General features: G+C 45.3%; 26 protein-coding genes. 8 read left to right on the forward strand and 18 right to left on the reverse strand.

Annotated elements, in window-relative coordinates:
• Positions 1–420: 420 nt before the first annotated feature.
• Both buk and ACMQ5W_RS11395 read right to left on the reverse strand, forming a co-directional pair.
• Positions 421–1,491, reverse strand: a complete 1,071-nt coding sequence (gene buk, locus ACMQ5W_RS11390; RefSeq protein WP_419025265.1) for a butyrate kinase — start codon at positions 1,489–1,491, stop codon at positions 421–423.
• 1 nt (position 1,492) lies between these two features.
• Positions 1,493–2,404, reverse strand: a complete 912-nt coding sequence (locus tag ACMQ5W_RS11395; RefSeq protein WP_419025266.1) for a bifunctional enoyl-CoA hydratase/phosphate acetyltransferase — start codon at positions 2,402–2,404, stop codon at positions 1,493–1,495.
• 354 nt (positions 2,405–2,758) lie between these two features.
• Here ACMQ5W_RS11395 and ACMQ5W_RS11400 point away from each other — a divergent pair, with 354 nt between their 5' ends.
• Positions 2,759–3,418, forward strand: coding sequence for a helix-turn-helix transcriptional regulator (locus ACMQ5W_RS11400; protein WP_148491217.1), 660 nt, complete (start codon positions 2,759–2,761; stop codon positions 3,416–3,418).
• A 94-nt stretch (positions 3,419–3,512) separates the two neighbouring features.
• Here ACMQ5W_RS11400 and ACMQ5W_RS11405 read toward each other — a convergent pair whose 3' ends face one another.
• The 3 genes from ACMQ5W_RS11405 to ACMQ5W_RS11415 are packed head-to-tail and all read right to left on the reverse strand — an operon-like array spanning position 3,513 to position 5,006.
• Positions 3,513–4,037 (reverse strand): GNAT family N-acetyltransferase, encoded by a 525-nt coding sequence (locus ACMQ5W_RS11405; RefSeq protein ID WP_419025267.1) that lies wholly within the window; start codon positions 4,035–4,037, stop codon positions 3,513–3,515.
• A 5-nt stretch (positions 4,038–4,042) separates the two neighbouring features.
• The gene (locus ACMQ5W_RS11410) at positions 4,043–4,459 is read right to left on the reverse strand and encodes a regulatory YrvL family protein (RefSeq protein WP_419025268.1); all 417 of its coding nucleotides are present in this window, start codon (positions 4,457–4,459) and stop codon (positions 4,043–4,045) included.
• A gap of 4 nt (positions 4,460–4,463) precedes the next feature.
• Positions 4,464–5,006: a PadR family transcriptional regulator gene (locus ACMQ5W_RS11415; protein WP_419025269.1), complete on the reverse strand. Its 543-nt coding sequence runs from the start codon at positions 5,004–5,006 to the stop codon at positions 4,464–4,466.
• Positions 5,007–5,125: 119 nt separating this feature from the next.
• On the opposite strand from ACMQ5W_RS11415, the gene ACMQ5W_RS11420 reads away from it, so the two are divergent.
• Positions 5,126–5,965 (forward strand): creatininase family protein, encoded by an 840-nt coding sequence (locus ACMQ5W_RS11420; RefSeq protein ID WP_419025270.1) that lies wholly within the window; start codon positions 5,126–5,128, stop codon positions 5,963–5,965.
• A 66-nt stretch (positions 5,966–6,031) separates the two neighbouring features.
• On the opposite strand, the gene ACMQ5W_RS11425 is transcribed toward ACMQ5W_RS11420, so the two are convergent.
• The gene (locus ACMQ5W_RS11425) at positions 6,032–6,727 is read right to left on the reverse strand and encodes a 5'-methylthioadenosine/adenosylhomocysteine nucleosidase (RefSeq protein ID WP_419025271.1); all 696 of its coding nucleotides are present in this window, start codon (positions 6,725–6,727) and stop codon (positions 6,032–6,034) included.
• Between the two features lie 541 nt (positions 6,728–7,268).
• On the opposite strand from ACMQ5W_RS11425, the gene abc-f reads away from it, so the two are divergent.
• The 3 genes from abc-f (at position 7,269) to ACMQ5W_RS11440 (ending at position 10,725) form a co-directional block, all read left to right on the forward strand.
• Positions 7,269–8,753 carry a ribosomal protection-like ABC-F family protein gene (gene abc-f / locus ACMQ5W_RS11430; protein WP_419025272.1) on the forward strand — a complete coding sequence of 495 codons (1,485 nt, stop codon included), beginning with the start codon at positions 7,269–7,271 and terminating at the stop codon, positions 8,751–8,753.
• A gap of 116 nt (positions 8,754–8,869) precedes the next feature.
• Positions 8,870–9,421, forward strand: coding sequence for a zinc dependent phospholipase C family protein (locus ACMQ5W_RS11435; RefSeq protein ID WP_419025273.1), 552 nt, complete (start codon positions 8,870–8,872; stop codon positions 9,419–9,421).
• 35 nt (positions 9,422–9,456) lie between these two features.
• Positions 9,457–10,725, forward strand: coding sequence for an alkyl sulfatase dimerization domain-containing protein (locus ACMQ5W_RS11440; protein WP_419025274.1), 1,269 nt, complete (start codon positions 9,457–9,459; stop codon positions 10,723–10,725).
• A gap of 213 nt (positions 10,726–10,938) precedes the next feature.
• On the opposite strand, the gene ACMQ5W_RS11445 is transcribed toward ACMQ5W_RS11440, so the two are convergent.
• From ACMQ5W_RS11445 to rsxC, 11 genes are all read right to left on the reverse strand, one after another.
• Positions 10,939–11,577 (reverse strand): hypothetical protein, encoded by a 639-nt coding sequence (locus ACMQ5W_RS11445; protein WP_419025275.1) that lies wholly within the window; start codon positions 11,575–11,577, stop codon positions 10,939–10,941.
• Positions 11,578–11,592: 15 nt separating this feature from the next.
• Positions 11,593–12,159: a hypothetical protein gene (locus tag ACMQ5W_RS11450; protein WP_419025276.1), complete on the reverse strand. Its 567-nt coding sequence runs from the start codon at positions 12,157–12,159 to the stop codon at positions 11,593–11,595.
• 1 nt (position 12,160) lies between these two features.
• Positions 12,161–12,451, reverse strand: coding sequence for a DUF2089 family protein (locus ACMQ5W_RS11455; protein WP_148491195.1), 291 nt, complete (start codon positions 12,449–12,451; stop codon positions 12,161–12,163).
• 14 nt (positions 12,452–12,465) lie between these two features.
• Positions 12,466–12,885, reverse strand: a complete 420-nt coding sequence (locus ACMQ5W_RS11460; protein ID WP_419025277.1) for a hypothetical protein — start codon at positions 12,883–12,885, stop codon at positions 12,466–12,468.
• Positions 12,878–13,018: a hypothetical protein gene (locus ACMQ5W_RS11465; protein ID WP_419025278.1), complete on the reverse strand. Its 141-nt coding sequence runs from the start codon at positions 13,016–13,018 to the stop codon at positions 12,878–12,880. Before ACMQ5W_RS11465 ends, ACMQ5W_RS11460 begins: the two co-directional genes overlap by 8 nt.
• Positions 13,019–13,247: 229 nt before the next feature.
• Positions 13,248–14,102, reverse strand: coding sequence for an RnfABCDGE type electron transport complex subunit B (locus ACMQ5W_RS11470; RefSeq protein ID WP_148491192.1), 855 nt, complete (start codon positions 14,100–14,102; stop codon positions 13,248–13,250).
• Positions 14,103–14,118: 16 nt separating this feature from the next.
• On the reverse strand, positions 14,119–14,694 hold the full coding sequence (locus tag ACMQ5W_RS11475) for an electron transport complex protein RnfA (RefSeq protein ID WP_148491190.1): 576 nt from the start codon (positions 14,692–14,694) through the stop codon (positions 14,119–14,121).
• A complete protein-coding gene (rsxE, locus tag ACMQ5W_RS11480; protein ID WP_148491188.1) occupies positions 14,688–15,389 on the reverse strand; it encodes an electron transport complex subunit RsxE in 702 nt (233 codons plus the stop codon). Before rsxE ends, ACMQ5W_RS11475 begins: the two co-directional genes overlap by 7 nt.
• Complete coding sequence (locus ACMQ5W_RS11485) at positions 15,389–15,961, reverse strand: FMN-binding protein (protein WP_419025279.1); 573 nt, start codon at positions 15,959–15,961, stop codon at positions 15,389–15,391. The genes rsxE and ACMQ5W_RS11485 overlap by 1 nt, the downstream gene beginning before the upstream one ends.
• A complete protein-coding gene (locus tag ACMQ5W_RS11490; protein WP_148491184.1) occupies positions 15,951–16,937 on the reverse strand; it encodes an RnfABCDGE type electron transport complex subunit D in 987 nt (328 codons plus the stop codon). Before ACMQ5W_RS11490 ends, ACMQ5W_RS11485 begins: the two co-directional genes overlap by 11 nt.
• Positions 16,937–18,253: an electron transport complex subunit RsxC gene (rsxC, locus tag ACMQ5W_RS11495; protein WP_148491182.1), complete on the reverse strand. Its 1,317-nt coding sequence runs from the start codon at positions 18,251–18,253 to the stop codon at positions 16,937–16,939. Before rsxC ends, ACMQ5W_RS11490 begins: the two co-directional genes overlap by 1 nt.
• Positions 18,254–18,524: 271 nt before the next feature.
• Between rsxC and ACMQ5W_RS11500 the strand changes: the two genes are divergently transcribed.
• Positions 18,525–18,875: a winged helix-turn-helix transcriptional regulator gene (locus tag ACMQ5W_RS11500; RefSeq protein ID WP_148491421.1), complete on the forward strand. Its 351-nt coding sequence runs from the start codon at positions 18,525–18,527 to the stop codon at positions 18,873–18,875.
• 90 nt (positions 18,876–18,965) lie between these two features.
• On the opposite strand, the gene ACMQ5W_RS11505 is transcribed toward ACMQ5W_RS11500, so the two are convergent.
• Positions 18,966–19,097 (reverse strand): type II toxin-antitoxin system RelE family toxin, encoded by a 132-nt coding sequence (locus tag ACMQ5W_RS11505; RefSeq protein ID WP_419025376.1) that lies wholly within the window; start codon positions 19,095–19,097, stop codon positions 18,966–18,968.
• A gap of 103 nt (positions 19,098–19,200) precedes the next feature.
• Here ACMQ5W_RS11505 and ACMQ5W_RS11510 point away from each other — a divergent pair, with 103 nt between their 5' ends.
• Positions 19,201–19,566 carry an ArsR/SmtB family transcription factor gene (locus ACMQ5W_RS11510; protein WP_148491180.1) on the forward strand — a complete coding sequence of 122 codons (366 nt, stop codon included), beginning with the start codon at positions 19,201–19,203 and terminating at the stop codon, positions 19,564–19,566.
• A 2-nt stretch (positions 19,567–19,568) separates the two neighbouring features.
• Positions 19,569–19,787, forward strand: a complete 219-nt coding sequence (locus ACMQ5W_RS11515) for a cation transporter (RefSeq protein WP_419025280.1) — start codon at positions 19,569–19,571, stop codon at positions 19,785–19,787.
• Position 19,788 lies beyond the last annotated feature (1 nt).

The raw sequence follows: 19,788 nt of genomic DNA on the forward strand, positions 1-19,788 counted from the left end.
AAATTAATCTGAGCCATATCTATTACCTCCGGTTTTGTTTTTGTCGTTATTAACATTTTAACCGATTTGATAGATATGTGCTCTATTTTTTTATTTACACCATTATACAGACTCTATCGAACCGGAAACATATATGGTAGGAATCTTCTGTATAAAAAGATGTTTTTAAGCTTTATTCAATCAAATTTGTGCTATTTTGTTCCAGGAAGAAACTGCTGAAAGCTGAAATCCGCCATAAATACACCTAAAATTGCTCGTTTCAGGCACTTTTGTCGGATTTAAAGCGAAGGAGAGGGGATATTTTAGGACTTTATGCGTTTGCCGTGCGGATACCCAAGAAAAACATGCCCGTCATGACAAAAAACCAGAGCCGCGTCTTTAGCGTCAGCTCCGGTTCAACTGCGATAAATGAAAAAACAATTATCTCTCTAATATATGCGCTTTTTCCTGACCCGTGATGACTCTGTGAATGCCTTTCGCCAGGGCTTCCATTTCGAAAGTACCCGGGATCACTTCGACTGGAGCGATAAAAGCTACTCGCTTCTTCATCTCTGAAGTCAGATAATCAGAGTGCGCCATGCCGCCCGTCAGGATGATTTTGTCCACCTTACCACAGACAATCGGGGCAAGCGAACCGATATCCGTCGAGAGCTGCATGATCATGGCGTCGATGATAGTTTTCGCCTGCGGATCCGTTTCCGCTAATTTCTCAGCCGCCCTGAGATCATTGACGCCAAGATACGCGATCAAACCACCCTGCCCTTTCAGCTTCTTCTGCACTTCTTTTTCTGTCAGGCCACTCCGAAAACAGAATTTGACCAGTTCTCTGCACGGCACGCCGCCGGAACGTTCAGGTGAAAATCCACCTTCGTCATCACCGACAAATTCCACAACCTTGCCGCCTTTGATCAGATTGGAAGTAACGCCGCCGCCCAGGTGGCAGACGATGTAAGTCGTCTCTTCCAGTTTGACGCCGTCTCTCCTTGCCTGTTCGATGCTGACCGCACGGCTGTTGAGCACGTGGGTTAGGAAAGGCTTCTTAATCTCCGGCACGCCTGTATAGGTAAAAATCGGATCGGGCACACCGCACCCGCAGACCGCATCGTAGACATATCCGTGAATGCCTGTTCCAGCCTGCTCCGCCAACTCATAGGCGATGATTGGAGAGAGATTGGCCGGATGGGGAATCGTAGAAGTTCGGGAAGCTTCTGCAAAGACTTCGTCTATCAGATAAGCGCCGCTGTCAAGCTGCCCCACGATACCGCCTCTTGCAGCAATGGCCGCCAAATCAGTAAGTGTCAAATTCTGCTCTTTCAGATAATCCAGCACTGCAGCCTTACGAAAGTCCAGCTGATCGTTAATTTCCTTAAACCCTTTCAAGTCTTCTGCCGGATGGTCGATGGAGGTGACATCAAGCGCTTTTTCTCCATCGTAGATTGCAACCTTTGTAGAGGTTGAACCGGGATTGATCACTAAGATATATTCTGCCATGTTATCTCGCTCCTTTCGCACATGCCGCCGCCAAAAGCAGGGACTGACGTTTTTCTTTTTCTGTTGCGCCTCTGGAAGTCAATGCGATGGGCGCTTTCGCTCCTACAATCAGACCTGCCATATCCGCTTCAGCGGAAAAGAGAAGCGCTTTGCCAAGAATATTGCCGCAAGGCATATTCGGCACGACCAAAATATCCGCATTGCCCACCAGCTCGCTGTCAAAACCTTTCTTATGGGCTGATTCTCTGCTCATCAAAATGTCGTAGGACAAAGGGCCTTCTACGATACAGTCTTTGATCCGACCACGCTTGTACATCTCTGTCAGCTCTGCTGCATCCACGGTCTCTGGCTGCTTGGGATTGACTTTCTCCACTGCTGCCAGAATTCCTACCTTCGGTTCGTCATATCCCATATTCCGCAGATTTTCCACTGCATTTTCGATGATTTCTTTTTTCTGTTCCAGTGTCGGATACAAAACCATACCGCTGTCAGTCAGCACGATAATCTTGTGATAGTTGGGAATCTTTAAAAAAGCCAGGTGACTCATCAGTTTCCCTGTGCGAAGCCCATTTTCCTCCGCAACGGCGGCTTTCAGCAGAATTCCTGTATCTATTTTTCCTTTTAAAATAAAATCCGCCTGGCCATCACGGACACAGAGACAGGCTTTTTTTGCCGCCTCTTCCAATGTTTCCGCATGGACAATGGGCACATCATCCATCTCTCCATGGAAGTGTTTGATTTCTTCTTTGATCAGCGTTTCATCGCCTACGAGAATTGCGTCGATCAAGCCGTCTTTTCGGCATGCGTTCACTGCAGTCAAAGCGGATTTATCCTGTGCAGCTGCTACGACAACGGTCTTTTTCGAGGATGCGTGAAACGAACCCTCCAGCTCCTCAAAATTTCTAAATACCATAAGTGTGTCCTCCCGTTTTCACCTACAGTTGACAAGGAGATACAGGCTGCAAAGGTCGTGCACCTCTATCGACTGAAGGTAACCGTTTTTCTAACATAAGAATAGCATTTTTGCAGCTCCCGGTCAAATTCTTTTTTAGAATCAAAAACTTTTTGTCAGAATACTTTTACACTGTTATGTACGAAACAGCAAGTGTGCACAGAATTGAGCCATTTCCGTTCTCAAATTTTTATTTTGATATTATAACTTTTTGTTTGATAAGTAGTTGCAATGAGACTAAAAAATTGATATAATGAATGTGCTAATTTGTGAAAGTGCCCTTACGGTCTAAGGGGGAAATCAGGAGACGATAAAATGATAAAAAATGAAAAGCAGCTAAAACAGGTAGCCGATTTGATCGCCGCACAGTTTGGCCCCAACACAGAAGTCGTCGTCCACGACTTTACGGGCGATATTGACCACACCATCGTATACATCGTCAACGGTCACGTAACGGGTCGCCGCATCGGGGACGGGCCGACGCAGTCCTTCCTGCGTTACATGAAGAGAGAAACCCATGCCATGGAAAAGGTTCGTTATATCACCCATACTGCCGATGGCCGCATGGTTCGTTCCTCCACAGTGAATTTCTTCGATGACGACGGCATTCTCAACAGTTCCATGTGCATCAACCAGGACATCACAGATTTGGTCGCGCTGGAAAACGCCATCAAGGGAATGTCCGATAACAAATATTTCGAAACCAACCGTCTTGCCAGCGACGACGAGTTCGACAGGCCGGTCACTTCCATTCATGGCTTGATGGACAGTCTCATCGCAGAAGGTTTGGCACAGATCGGCATGCCGCCGGACAAGATGAACAAAGAAGCTAAAATCAAGCTCTTGAAGTTCCTAGACGAACGCGGCGTGTTCATGATTCAGAAATCCGGCCAGACAGTCTGTGAACTTCTGGATATATCAAAATTCACGCTGTACAATTACCTGGAGGAAGCCCGGGGAAAAGAGAAAAAATAGAATCACATACACAACAAAACGCGCAATCCTCTAATGGTTTGCGCGTTTTCTTTAGGGAAAACTCCTGTCCTAACTGGTAACTCTGCAAACTCTACTATACCTTCTCCATGACTACGTTCTTTAAGTAAGAGTCGAATTCCTCATAAGCTGCCTGGGTCAGCTTTACCGGATAGGACATGACTGCCAGACCGTGTCCCTGGTTCCCTTGGCGGTAAGGCGGATGCACATGGGCGAAACTGTTGACACAAAATCCCGCCCGCTCGTAGAAACCCTGCCGTCTCTTTGCTATCTCATCCTCAGGTGGATCAATTTCCAAAATGATCGTCTTTCCCTTCTCCTTTAATAGCTTCAGGGCCCGCTGACCGTAGTTTTTATTTCTCAAGTTGGGGTCAATACAAAAATGCTCAACATAGATAAAGTATGCTGACTGCCAATACAGAATGATACCTGCAAAGGCCCCTTCGTCGTAAATCAAGTCAAAATGATAATCTGAGGCATTCATAATTTTTCTTTGGCAGTCGTCTTCCCTCTGTTCATGGCTCGGAAAGCTTTTGCCATAGAGTTCCATGGCCACCTCGTACAGAGGATCCTCTGCGGACGTCATTCTTACAAAATTCATATTTATCACACTCTCTCATTAAAATTTTCTCTGGACAGGATCGCCAAAATCAAGCTGATTACCAAAATGGAGATATCGCTAGCAGATACGCTGTCCATAAAATAGTCTACGATGGCCATCGTCACCGCTGTGACCGCAGTGTCCAATACCAAAAATAATATTTTTGCTCCTCGAGCCGTTATTTTCTCCAAAGACAGCAGAGCCTTCGGAAAGGCTCGTGCGATGATTTCTGCCGGAAACCCTGCAATACCCGCGATTAGAAAAAATAAGACAATGCTGCCGGGCGACTCATATTCAAAGCCAAAAACTTTCATAATTGCGCCGCCAAAATAGGCTATGATGGCAACGATGGCTACAATAATGCCTGCAAGCAGACCGTAAGCGATTGCAGCTGTAAATGCTTTCTTCATTTTGTCTTTCAAATTTCTACGCTCCTTTCGTTGCCTTCATCTCAAGCAAAATTTCTGCTGCCCCTTTTTGCTGGGCTTGGACGATATAGAGATTCTGCTTGAGATTCAAAACCACCAGCTTCGGCACCTCTGACTGGACAATCTGTTTCAGCTGCCGGTTGATTCCTTCCTCATATTTTTTCAGCAGGACAACCCTGTTTTCCAGCAAAGCTGCCGCCTCCTTCCTGTCTATGGCCTTAACAAAGAACAAACCAATATGAAATGGCGTAATATCATAGTCAAAATCCGCCAGAAAGTTTTTTATGGTTTCTAAAAACTCCGCACGCCCCTTATCTGTCATGGAATATATTGTCTTGTCCGGCATATTACCGGATTTCTCTATAGTACCTGTAATATAATCCTTCTTTTCTGCTGCCTTCAATGTGGCGTAAACGGTGGAGCTTGCAATGTTGTACCAGTCCCGTACGTGCATTACTGATAACCATTTGTTCAGTTCATATGCGTTAACCGGCTGCTGCTCTATGATACCCAGCAGAATCGCCATTGTTTTTGATAACATAAAATTTCTCCTTCACAATGCTGCAGCACAGCACTACTCTATATATAGAGTAGTGCTGTGCTACACTATTCTGTTATAATAACATCTAAAGTCGAAAATGTAAAGTGTGGAGGTTTATCATGATTGTAGATCTGATGGCAGAAAGTTGGGAGGATATCTCCCAGATGAATGCGGAAAAATTAGTTGTTTTCCTTGGAATCGCGCCAATTGAGGAACACGGCAGACATCTGCCAATTGGCGTAGACATTTATGAGACAAATCATTGGATTCATAAGGCGGCAGAAAGGCTGGACTCTGCACTGCCAGATTATTGTTTTGCTATTCTGCCGACCATTCCCCTGGGTTTTGCCGATATGGGGCAGTTCCCCGGCAATATTCACGTCAGCCGTAGGCTAATCTTCGATGTTGTCTATGAAACGACGTCTGCCATTGCAAGATGGGATGTCCACAATATCATCATTATTTCCGCCCACGCAGACCCACTTCACGCCATTGCCGTGGAACAGGCCTGCGAAAAAACCAACAAAGAACATGGCGATATCTGTCTTGCGCCGATGGGTGCTATTTTTAACCTAGGACCTGAGGACACATCTGCTGCAGAACCATCCGAACTGCCTGCGATGCAGCGTAACTTTCCAGACGACTTTCATGCCGGTTGGATTGAGACCTCCTGTATGCTGTCCATTCTGCCCCAATATGTAAAGTCAGATTATATGAAGCGGCCAAATATCGTCTTACAGGGACGGGAAATGACGGATGGGCAAAAGGTTGCGGCGGCGATTGCCGGCGAAGGACATATCGGATTTCCTAAGCTAGCTACGGCCAGCCTGGGTGCAGAACTTAACAACGATATGGCAGAAAAAATTAAAACGGCGGTCTGCTGCTTCGTGAAGCGTGAAGATTTCGCCCGTTATATGAAGCATCCTCTGCACGACATCCTCTCGTCCGTTCCACTTTGATGCAACAGTAACCAAGAGGTTCTGGCATAAAACATGGCGTATAAAACAAAACTGGCGCGATTCATATTATTGCAGTTGTTTTAATTCTTTCAACATCTCCCGGATGAACTCTGCGGATAACGCCGATGCTTTGCTGCAGTTTTGATCAAAGGTGTCGACGCCGCTCTGTTCTTCGGTATCAGTGATGGTGCGAACCGCGATAAAGGGAATCTGATTGACATAACAGACATGAGCGATGGCACCGGTCTCCATGTCCACAGTCAGCGGCTTGTGGATCTGGTTGATTTCTGCGCGCTTCTCCTGATCGATGAAAATCTCTCCAGTCATCATTCTCCCAAAGACCACCTTTTGGGAACTTTGATCTGCCGCCTTTCTCGCCAGACTCACCAGTTTCTGATCCGATTGAAAGTAGATAGATTTCATAAACGGGTGGTACTCTGTCAAGATATCTTCTGCCACATCCCAGTAGGCAGTTTCTGTAGCTACCACCGTATCGAATACGTGCAGGCCTTGATCCATGCCGCCGCAAGTTCCGCCATTAATCATCACATTGCAGCCAAACGAATCAATCAAAATCTGCGCTGCGATAGCAGCATTTACTTTGCAGACGCCGCAAAACACGGCGGCCACGTCGACGCCTTCCATCTGCCCTTCGTAATACTTGAGCATTGCCTTTTCTGTCATTTCTGTCTTTGTAAGGTGGGACAAAACCGGGCTGATTTCGTCATCCGTTGCACAGATAATTCCAATTTTATGTTTCATATTTTTCCTTTCTTTTGTTAATATATTCATCAACGTCCTCGGTATCATAGTGCTTATCAGAGTAGGTTCCCCCTCGGTTCTGTGCGACAAAATCGAGCCACGCTTCGTCAGCTTTATCAAAATAAAGCACCTCTAATTCCTTTGCGATTATAGTTGTATTATAAACAATGCCCACCAATAAATCAATTCTTTCTAAAAGTTCAACTTGCGCCAGAGTCCCTTCTCTGTTATAATTATTCTGAATTAAACAAACGTGGAAATGACGGAACTAAAGATTCCTATTTCTTACGTTATGAAAAGATTTGAGGTGAAAAGATGCGTAATTTTTCTTGCTAAGTTTAACATGCATGATAGAAATTTATTTCAGCGGCAAAGAACCCCGCTTGTTTTATCATGCAGACTGCGAGAAAGTTTACGAATCTGACTGACTTATAGAAATCATCCATCGCGCCTCAGCGCCTTTGTTAATGATGCTTTAAGCTGCAAGAAGAACTTTCTTGCAGCTTTTTTCGTTGCATATAACAAGCTTGGAGGTGTATATATGTCTTTAATCAATGTAAACAATTTAACCTTCGCCTACGAAGGCAGCTACGACAACATCTTTGAAAACGTCAGCTTTCAAATCGACACAGATTGGAAGTTAGGGTTTACGGGAAGAAATGGTCGGGGAAAGACCACTTTTCTCAATCTGCTCCTGGGAAAGTACGAATACAGCGGACAGATTTCAGCAAAGGTGCATTTTGATTACTTTCCCTTTGAGGTGGCTGATAAATCCGTACCCGCCATCGAGGTAGTCGATCAGGTTTATCCAGCCTATGAGTATTGGCAGCTTTCCCGGGAACTAAATTATCTTGCGGTCACAGATGAGGTGCTGTATCGTCCTTTTGATACGCTTTCAAGCGGCGAGCAGACCAAAATTCTGCTGGCTGCCCTCTTTCTAAAGGAAAATAACTTTCTTTTGATCGACGAGCCGACCAACCATCTGGATATAAACGCGAGACAAATCGTCAGCGACTACCTGCGAAGAAAAAAGGGATTTATCCTCGTCTCTCATGACAGAGTCTTTCTCGATACCTGCATCGACCATATTCTTTCTATTAACAAAACCAATATCGAGATACAGAAGGGGAATTTTTCAACCTGGTATCACAACAAAGAACTGCAGGATGACTACGAAATGGCAGAAAATGAAAAACTGTTGAAAAATATCAAGTCCATGGAAGCAGCAGCCCGCAGAACAGCCCGTTGGTCTGATACCATTGAGAAGCGCAAGAGCCACAACGGCGATCGTGATGCCGGTGTCAAACCGGACAAAGGCCACATCGGCGCCCAGGCAGCAAAGATGATGAAGCGTTCCATCGCAGCCCAGAGGCGGAAGCAGGGTGCTATCGAAGAGAAATCCAAACTGCTCAAGAATATAGAAAGAGCTGACAGTTTAAAGATTCACCCCCTCTCCTTCCACACAGATTCTCTAATCACCTTTGAAGACGTTTCCATCAAATATGGGGAGAAACAGGTTTTCAGCAATCTGACCTTTGAGATTAAAAGAGGAGAGCGCCTCGCTCTTCAGGGCAGAAACGGCTGCGGCAAGTCCAGCATCATCAAACTAATCTGCGGCTTTGACGTGCCCTTTGACGGTGTGGTACGTATTGGCAGCGGGCTAAAAATATCCTATGTTCCACAGGATACCGCCGGACTTTCGGGAACCCTTGACGATTACGCCGCAGCGCGCAATATTGACGAGACCCTTTTCAAGGCTATTCTGCGGAAGTTGGACTTCTCCAGGATACAGTTCGAGAAAAAAATGGAGGATTACAGCGGCGGTCAAAAAAAGAAAATGCTCATCGCAGCCAGCCTCTGTGAAGAAGCGCATCTGTATGTCTGGGATGAACCACTCAACTATATTGATGTCATCTCCCGCATGCAAATTGAGGATTTACTTCTCACCTATGAACCCACCATGCTCTTTGTAGAACACGACAGCGCTTTTTGCCAAAATACGGCTACGAAGCGCCTGTCTTTCTAGTGGAATGTGAGCGAAATCTACAGAGGTTCTTCAACAAACCATTACAATAAGGTCAACATTCCATCGCAGTCCGCGTCTAAAATGTCAAGTAATCAATGACGAAAGGGGTACGTGGAATGGAAACAAAAGACCACTATTATCTGTCAAGGAATCTGGCCGACTCCATGGCCCTGGGCAGACTCGATAAGTTTCTGTTTATCCTGGGCAATTTAATACCGGATATCAATCCGTTTTCATATATAACCAGTATCGGCTCAAACCGTTTCTCGGGGCACAGCTTTACATATCGGAAAACCTTTATGAAAAGCGCCCTGGAGAAGCGGCATCCCGATACGGGACTCAGGTGGTATCAAACCGGAATCCTGACCCATTATCTCGCTGATTCCTTTACCAGGCCCCACAATGAGGCTTTTCAATATTCACTGAAGGATCATGTGGAATATGAGCGCCAGCTCCATCAAACTTTGGAAGAGTTTCTCCGCAGAAATCTCACTACTGCGATTTCAAAAGAGCCTTCTACCCCTCGACTTTCAGCCAAACAATTGGATGCCCGCCATGCGGCATATATGAAAGAAAGCCGTGGAACGTTTGATGACTGCCGCTATATTCTTCAGACCGTGGTCGAAGCTTGTCATTTGACATTAGAAGCAAACTGCCCTAGACTATAAGATAGAATTGATATTATCTTCAGAGGGGGTAAACCATGTTAACAGAAAAAGGCAGTCAGAATCTGTCAGATTTTACAGAAAAAAATTCCCATGAGAATTATGTGGAAATCACAAAGGGTATTTGGCACATTTCCGGATTGGGTCATAGCAATGCCATCTGCATTGAAGGAAATTCCAGCGTCATCCTTATCGATACATTAGATTCCTTTGAGAAGGGTAAAATCCTCTTACAGTTCATCAGGGAGCGGATAGGGAAATCTATTTCTACGGTGATCTATACCCACGGACATCCAGATCATCGCGGCGGTGCCGGCGCATTTACAGAGAGCAATCCAGAAATCATCGCCTTTGCCCCCATTACACCAACGCTGGCAAAAACAGCCATGCTGCAGGATATACAGAATCAACGAGGAAGCCGACAGTTCGGTTACACTCTCACTGATGAGGAAAACATCTCACAGGGAATCGGCCGACGCGAAGGAATTGCCTACGGTGAGCAGCGCGCCTTTGTTCCCCCGACTACCCTATATCAGCAGGACAGCGTCGTGCGGGAAATAGACGGCGTAAATCTGGAACTGATCAGAGTCCCCGGCGAAACAGAGGATCAGATTATGATCTGGCTGCCGGATAGAAAAGTGCTCTGCTGTGGAGACAATTATTACGGCTGTTTTCCAAATCTCTACGCCATCCGCGGCGGTCAGTACCGTGATCTGGCTCTTTGGCTGCAAAGTCTCGATAAGCTGGCCGCCTACCCGGCCGAATATCTGCTGCCAGGACATACCGCTGCCGTCATTGGCAGGGATCAAATTCAAGAGGTCCTGCTGAACTTCAGAAATGCTATCGATGACATTTTGACTAGAACTCTGCAGGGTATGAACCTGGGCAAGTCTGCTGACCAGTTGGCTGCCGAAATCGTACTGAAGCCGGAATATGCGGCTTTGCCTTATCTGGGAGAGTTTTACGGATGTGCAGAATGGACCGTTCGCGCCATCTATTCGGCTTACCTCGGCTGGTTTGACGGCAACCCGACTCATCTGCATCCACTGCCGCCGAGGGAAAAGGCAGAAAAAACCACCGCACTCATGGGAGGGATTCAGTCTGTATTGGACGCGGCCAAAAAAGCCTTCTCCATGGAGGAATACCAGTGGTGCTTAGAACTCTGTGACCTGCTCTTAGATGCGGGACAGGAGATTACAGAAGCAAAGACGCTCAAGGCTTCTGCCTTAAGAGCTCTGGCAGAATATGAGACCAGCGCCAACGGACGCCATTACTACATCGCCAGTGCAAAAGAATTAACTGAATAAATCAAAAACGCACAGGAGCCGGGCAGTCACGATGACGCCCGGCTCCTATCTAATGCAGATTACTTTTTTTGTTTTCTGATAAAGTGTTTCGCTAACAATACCCCTATTGTTATGATCCCTGCCCAAGACAGGATGAAGACCAGCAGAATGATAATCTGTACCGTCAGTGGTGACATTATAATCCCTCCTTATAGGCACAACAGCGTTTGCCTGTTATAAACTCTTAAGCATTTGTCTCTTTTCTTCTGCGACAGCAGCTTCCCTTCTGCACAGCCGCTTACGCATGATCCAGTAGATGAAAAAGTAAAACGCAATCACGACTATATAGAGCGCTGCTAATATAAGCTGACTTCTGTATCTTCCACCTTCACGGCCTTTAACGTACTCCCATTTCATAGCTTTGGGAGAGCAGGATTTTCCTGTAAAAAAACCGTCTGTTTGAGAAAGGTCTTCGATGCTGGACTTGTATTTAAGCGCTTCTTTCCCACCAATCAAATTTCCCTGCTGATCGAACTCCATGGGATACCACTTCTTTTCCCCGCTGCTTCTATCCTTGACCTGGAGGTCGCTGAAGACAACTGGACTCCCCGATTTATCATTGATCACTCCGAAATAGATTTTTACATCGTCCAGGGTTTCATCCCCATAAGAATTTTCCCAGACTGGTATTTCGGAGAACTCGTCGATAAAATCTATGGATAATGGTACTAATAATACCAGGCTTAGAACTGGGATCAGTAAGCCAATCCATTTATTTTTACGCCCCGCCAGATAAAACTCCAATATTCCAAACACTATCACATTGAAAATAAGCAATCCCCAAATGGTGATAATTTCAAACAGATCTTCCATAAGACTTCCCCCTCTCTATAACTCCTGAATATTCATTTTCTCAAGTTCTTCTCTCTGCTTTATACGACGAAGCTGATGTCGTCTCATCAGATGGAGCAGCAGCAACGGCACAGTGACGATTCCTAAATCCCACAAGAAAATATTCTTTGAAAAAGTAGTGTAGCCGAATTTCACTCCGTCTTCCATCCCATCCTTCCATGTGGTAGGCGTGTCCATTGTAATAGCATAATCCCCTTTTAACTTTTTTTGCACGTCCTTCAATCTATATTCTCCCCATGCGATTTCATCAATCAAAATACCCTTTTTATCCTTGATCGATATATCTGTCACCGAAACAATTTCGTTATTTTCTCCCCACGTAATCGTTGCTTCGGCAATCCTGTCCTTTTCCAAACTGCATGTCAATGTTTCTTCTTTCGTCGGCACATCTAAGCTATATGCCCAAACCGTCAGAGATAAGAAAACAACACATACAGCTGCGATGAGTGCCAGCCCTGGAAATACACTTTTTTTAGAAGACAACCATAGCTGTAACAAAATCAGCAATATGCCCATACCCGTCAAAGTCAAAACGTATAACATATTATCGCTCCTTTTTATATTCATTAATTAAAAGCTTGGCAGTCTCAAAGTCTAATCGATCCTCTAAAGCCAGCCGTTTGATCAGTTTCACATAGGGTTCCGCTTCCTGATCGTCCGTCATCTTTATCCTGTCAATCAGCCGATCCAGACGCAGACGCACTGTGGGATACGTCACATCGTATTTTGCGGCCATTTCCTTCAACGAACCGCTTACCAGCATAAAGTTCTTGATAAACACAATGTCTTCCTCTTCTAAATTCTCCATCCAAGATGGTATTACTCTAATCGTCATTCTTTTTACCCCCATTACAAATCTTCAAGACGCGTCTTGTCTAACTGATTTCCTTTTTTTCTCTGCAGTCGATCCCCCAGAACCATAAGCCAAAGAATCAGCGGACAGATTGCATGAAATCCAAATGCAATAAAATAGTTTTTGAGGGAAAAGGTTTTAACCGGCTCTCTGATTTTATCCTGCTCATCTCTCAGTTCCTCAAATGAAACGGTGCTGCCGGTGAATCCCTTTGTCAAAGAGCGAGTAGCATTGTCAATCTGTTTCTTATACCGCAGCGCCTCTTCGCTTCCGACTAACTCACCCTCCTTGTATTCCAGTGCTATATACTCCAAATCCTTCTCTGTTTCCCCAATCACCAGATATCCTATAGCATACATATGCTTCTCGTGATCTGCAGCAGTCTGGATTTCTCCAAATTGTTCGTCTTCAATCATGACAGAGACGCTTGTTATTCCACTGCTGCTGTGTGAAATCCAACTGAATTGGATTGAAGAGAAGATAGCAAGTATAGTTATCGCTGCTGGAATAACCCATTTCCATTTTTTCTGCAGTTTTATTATCTGCCATTCTGCCAGTATCGTTAGCGCTGCAACTCCAATAAAAATAAACATCGATATAAATGCCGAAAAAATAAACATTCGCCCCACCCCTTTCTTTAATTTATTTAAATATAACATTTAACTTTATTAAAGACAATACTAAACACAATTCTTAATTTTATTTAAGAACTCTTCAAGGTTCATGGGAATTAAAAAGGCTGCCCCGAAAGGACAGCCTTAGAATCCAAATATGTAGTTTACGCTTCAGTTTTTGCTTCTTGCGCAGCTTCAGCTTTTGGAGCAGCCGGTTTTGCTGGCGCTTTTTTGACTCTCATATTGTTGATTGCACCAGTTGGACATTCTTTTGCACAGAGTCCGCAGTTCTTGCACTTCTCTGGGTCAATGCGGGCAACGTTGTTTTCCACAGTGACAGCTTCGAACTTACAAGCTTTCTCGCACTTCTTGCATCCGATACATCCGTTGGAACAAGCTTTTCTAGTCTCAGCACCTTTTGCCTCAGATTTGCACTGAACCACAACCAGGTTCTTAGCACTCTGAATATTGATGACTGCGTTCGGACAAGTCTTTGCGCAGACACCGCAGCCTACACAGTTGTCTCTGTTGACTACTGCCACACCGTCACAGATGTGGATGGCGTCAAAATCACAAGCGGCTTCACAATCGCCCAGACCGATACAGCCATAAGGGCAAGCGCTTAATCCGCCAAAGAACTGTTTTGCAGCGGAGCAAGTCTTGACGCCGTCATATTCCATGATTGTCTTGGCAGCTTCCTTTGTTCCGTTACATCTGACGACTGCAACCTGCTTGTCAGCAGAACCAGATTCTACACCTAGCACTTCTGCCAGCTTTGCAGCGACGTCAGCACCGCCGACAGGACATTTTGAGCAGCTCAGTGAATGATCGTCTGCCAGTGCACTTGCGTAATCATCACAGCCTGCATATCCGCAAGCACCACAGTTGGCACCCGGCAGTTCTGCACGGAGCAGGGCAAAGGTTTCGTCAACAGGTACATAGAATACCTTTGAAGCGATAGTCAGTATTGCAGCGCAAACGAAGCCGATTGCAACTACTAATAAAATTGGTGTTACCATTCCTATCCCTCCTTCTCTACTGGAATAATCCGCTGAAGCCCATGAAGCCCAGGGATAACATAGCAGCAGTAATTAATGTGAGAGGAACTCCTCTGAATGCAAAAGGAACGCCTTCTTCATTTTCCAGTTTGCTTCTGACACCTGCGAACAGAACCATTGCAAGCAAGAAACCGATGCCTGCGCCAGCAGAGTTGCAGATAGAAAGAAGATATCCATAACCAGCATCGATGTTAGAGATACAAACACCAAGTACCGCACAGTTTGTTGTGATCAGCGGAAGGTATACACCCAATGCTTTGTGCAGGGATGGAATATATCTCTTCAGCATCATCTCTACAAGCTGTACCAATGCTGCGATTACGAGGATGAATACTACAGTCTGTAGATATCCGATTTCAAAATTATTGAGGACCTGCATGATTGGCCATGTCGCGATGGTTGCCAGTACCATTACAAAGATAACGGCAACGCCCATGCCTACTGCAGAGTCAAGTTTTTTCGATACACCGAGGAATGGACAGATACCCAGGAACTGAGCCAGTACATAGTTGTTAACGAGGATAACGCCCATCATTGTCGTTACGATTAGCATGCTTTTTCAGCTCCTTTCTCACATTCTTTTCTTGCGCCTCCGCACATTGCGGCCATAGCGCATCCGTCACATCCAAATTCTTTCTTCTTCAAGCCTTTACCCTTTGTAAAGTAGTTTACAGCAGCGATCAGGATTGCAAATACGAAGAATCCGCCTGGAGCCAGGTTGAAGATTCCCATTCCAGGGATGTGTCCTGTCAGAATTTCGATTCCAAATGCTGTACCGGAACCGAAGAACTCTCTGATCAGACCCATTGCTCCCAGAGCGAGGGTGAAACCGATGCCCATGCCGATGCCGTCTAAGGCAGAATCGAAGGCATTGTTCTTGCTGGCAAACATTTCAGCTCTTCCCAGGATGATACAGTTTACTACGATCAGCGGAATAAATAGTCCCAGTGAAGCGTAGAGGTCAGGCACGAAAGCCTGGAGCATTAACTGAACGACGGTTACGAATCCGGCGATGACTACGATGTAGCACGGGATTCTCACGTTGTCAGGAATAATCTTTCTCAGTAGTGAAATTACGATATTTGAGCAGATCAGGACTGCCATGGCAGAAACGCCCATTCCGATACCGTTGATTGCTGAAGAAGTCGTTGCCAGTGTAGGGCAAGTACCTAACAGTAACACCAGTACAGGGTTTTCTTTGATAATGCCTTTGGTAAGGATGCTCAATTTACTTACTTTCTTTTCCATTATTGCACACCTCCCATTGCTTTGTACTGGTCTAATGCACAATAGATACCGTAGTGAACTGCGTTGGATGAAATCGTAGCTCCAGTGATATGGGTTACATTCGCATCATCCTTGGCAGAAGTCGATGTCAATTCTGTAAGACCTTGGTACTGCTTTAAGTGTTTTGGATCGTGAGCCTTGGTTCCAAGACCCGGTGTGTCAGCGTGGTCAGTGACCTTTACGCCTGTAATCGCACCATTGCTGTCGATGCCGATCATCTCAGTCAGCGCGCCGCCGAAGGATTTCGTTACGACAGTGATGACCATTCCGCTGCCGTTATCAGCGACGTAACAATCCTGAACATAAACCTTGTCTTTTTCTTCTACGGTCAATTCTCCGGTGTACTCCGTGAAGGTATCCGCAGCAGGAAGCAGTTCAGCTCTCGCTTCATTCGCTTTTTTGATTGCATTTTCGTCGATAATCGGTTTTGCTACGCCGTAAGTTGCGGCAAGAGCAGCTGTAATTACCAGGCAGATGGCGACCAAAACGACGATAGGTGCAACATATTTGCTAAATGTACTATTATTTTTCATTTTTCTTTGCACCTCCATATGATAATTTGATGCACAGCTGGTCAATCAGCGGAGTCAAAATGTTCATCAGCAGGATGGAGAAGGAAACGCCTTCCGGATATGCACCCCAGAGTCTGATGACCATGGTCAAGAGTCCGCAGCCGATACCCATGATAACCTTACCAACCGGCATGATCGGGGAAGTTACATAGTCTGTTGCCATGAAGAAGGCTCCCAGCATAACGCCTCCAGCGCAAACGTGGAAGACTGCCATATTCAGCGCGCTTACATCACCGCCTACGATTGCATAATAAACAAATGCGAATACGAATACGGTTCCGATGAAACAAGCCGGGATGATCGGTGAGATAATCTTCTTCCAGATCAAGAAGAGACCACCCAGAAGCAATGCAATTGCACTGACTTCACCCACGGATCCGCCGATGAATCCTAAGAACATTTCCATATTTGCCGGCAGATCTGCCACGTTGCCCTCCTGCAATACGCCCAGAGGTGTCGCGCTTGTTGCTGCATCAACTGTTGACATTGATGGAGTAGGCCACGTTGTCATTTCAGTTGCAAATGATATAAACAGTACAATTCTTGCAGTGATTGCAGGATTTACCACATTTCTTCCAATCCCGCCGTAAATCTGCTTTACAATAATAATTGCTACGAAACATCCGATGACAGCCATCCAATATGGGAAGCTGGACGGAACGTTGAACGCGATCAATACGCCAGTAACTGCCGCACTGAGGTCGCCTACAGTCTGTCTCTTGTGCATCAGCTTGTTGTACAGCCACTCAAAGCCTACGCTGGCGACGATACATACCAGAGTCAATGCGACAACTCTGAAGCCGAAAACATATATACTAACTAAAAAAGAAGGTACTAAAGCAATGAGTACCATTGCCATTGTCTTTGTAGTATCCAGGCCGGTGACCAGGTGTGGTGCTGAGGATACTGCTAAATTACCATAGTATTTTTTATCCATTATTTAATTCCAGCCTCCTTTACAACCGCTTTTCCAAGCTTGTTCATGAAGCCCAGAGGTCTTCTCGCCGGACATACGTATGAACAGCTTCCGCATTCCATACACTGCATTACCTGCAGATCAGCGAGCTTCTGTGCATCTCTGCGTTCATAAGCTTCTGCCAACGCGGTTGGAAGCAGGTTGAACGGACATGCATGATGACATCTGCCGCAGTTAATACATGCAGTCTCTTCAGGGATATATGATTTTTCCTTGGAGAATGCAAGAATTGCATTGTTGTTCTTTACGATCGGCATCTCGTCGGAGAAGATGGCTCTTCCCATCATCGGACCACCCATCAAAATCTTCTTCGGTTCAGATTTGTATCCGCCGCAGAACTCGATAACGTCGTGAATCTGTGTACCGATTGGGGCGATGATGTTCTTCGGCGTGGCTACTGCATCGCCGTCAACGGTCATTCTCTTCTGTACTAGAGGTACACCGTTTCTGAAATACTGTCCTACAAATGCAACAGATGTTACATTGGATAGGATGACACCCAGGTCTGCAGGAAGTACGCCTGCCGCCATTGGCTTGCCGGTGATTTCATAAACAAGAACTCTCTCTGCTCCCTTTGGATATCTGGCCTGCAGCTTGAAGGTGTGCATGTTTGTGAGACCTTGTTCGGCAAACATCTTATCAAGCTTCTCGATTGCGTCAGGTTTGTTTTCTTCGATTCCGATATATCCTTCGTCCAGGCCGATGTAGTCCATGATCAATTTCATCCCGTCGATAATGTCCTGAGTATCCTCAAGCATTGTCCTGTGGTCAGAAGTGATAAATGGTTCGCACTCCGCACCATTGACGATTAAAGTATGTACTTCGTCGAGATTTCTTGGATTGTACTTGATGTGTGTAGGGAATGAAGCGCCGCCCAATCCTACGAGACCACTGTCTCTCACGGCTTTGACAAAGCTGGCCAGGTCATTTACCTGAGGAACTTTGATTTCCTCCCACATCTCTTGTTTTTTGTCAGTTTCAATCACAACCAACGTGTCATTTCCACCTGTGGCAGAGCGCTGTGTTTCAATGCCTGCAACGGTTCCGGATACGCTTGAGTGAATAGGTGCACTTACGAATGCATCTGTATCGCCGATAAGTTGTCCGACCTTGACCGCATCACCTTTCGCTACTAAAGGCTTACAAGGCGCACCAATATGCTGTGACATTGAGATCTTGACAACGTCAGGAATTGGCATAACTTCGGTTTCACATTTCGCCGTGTTCTTATAGTGTCCGGCGTCGATGCTATGTAAATGCTTTGCATTTGAACTCATATTTGAAACCTTCCTTTCTAAAAAATAGTTGTCTAATAATCATACGCAATACATTATACTACAAAGAGTGACAAAAATCATCACAATTTTGACATATTTTTAACCTTTCGCAGGTTCCAAAATTACCCTAGAACCATTCCATCTGATTGTTCTTGATTCAGCCTCCTCCAAAGCATATGCAGATGTATACATTAAAATGTCAAAAACCCTTGTCTTCCTCGATGCTAGGACTTATAATTCTGTATATATGAGGGAAAGGGGTGTGTTCATCATGATTAAAAAAGAAGAGCTGCCGATCTGCCCGGTAGCTACCACCGTACAGCTCATCGGCAGCAAGTGGAAGCTGCTGATTATCCGTAACCTCCTTGACCGGCCCTGGAGGTTTAAGGAATTGCAGAAGTCGCTCACAGGCATCAGTCAGAAGGTGCTCACCGACAGCCTTCGTTCCATGGAAGCAGACGGCATCATCCAGCGCACCGTCTATTCGGAAGTGCCGCCAAGGGTGGAGTACGCATTATCGCCACTAGGTGAGACCCTGCGCCCCATTCTCGATTCTATGGGACAGTTCGGCGCTTACTATCAAAATCTCGTCGATTCGCAGACACCAGATCACAATGAATAAGCAGATACAATGCAAAGCCACTCTGGCTGTAAACTAAGAGTGGTTTTTGTTTTATGTAATTAAGAGCGATTCTTTTTCTGATAACAGGACTCAAATATTGTATACGTTTTTTCTGTGTCCAATAGTAAGAATCAGCATGATCCCTCTATCCTCCTGTATCTGTGCAGTCAAACGGTAATCACCTATACGATACCTCCATTGTCCGCTATCATTTAATAAAATCTTTTATTTTAGATGTTTCATTTTCCTTTTTAGTGGAATATTATTTATATAACATTTAAACAAATACTTAATTGTTTAAGCAAAACGAAAGGATGTGCAAAAAATGAAAGAGATACACCTGCCACACGATCACGGTAATAGGACTTCAGCTTTTATCCAAAACATGCCCTGCCAGGATGTCTTTGATAAGACCGCTGAAACCTTCACCCTGATCAGCGACCCCACCAGGGTAAAGATTCTTTGGCTTCTGTGTCACACCGAAGACTGTGTTGCCAACATCGCCGCTGCTATCGAGATGTCTTCCCCCGCCGTCTCTCATCACCTGAGAGTCTTGAAGCAGGCCGGGCTTCTCGCTTACCGAAAATGCGGCAAAGAAGTGTATTACACCTTGGCTGACACTGATGAGGCGAAACTGGTGCATCACATCGTGGACATTATATTCGATTTAAATTGTAAAGAGAGGTACTAACTATGAAAAAGACTTACAAACTGGAAAATCTCGACTGTGCAAACTGTGCGGCAAAGATGGAAACTGCCATCAACAAAATGGACGATGTGGACTCCTGCAGTATCAGTTTCATGTCTCAGAAAATGACAATTGAAGCTGCCGAAGATAAATTCGAAGATATTCTGGACGATGCACAGAAAGCGATCAAAAAAGTAGATAGAAGTTGTAAAATCATAAAATAGT

Source organism: Emergencia sp. (assembly GCF_048465375.1).
In the GTDB taxonomy this organism is placed as follows: domain Bacteria; phylum Bacillota; class Clostridia; order Peptostreptococcales; family Anaerovoracaceae; genus Senimuribacter.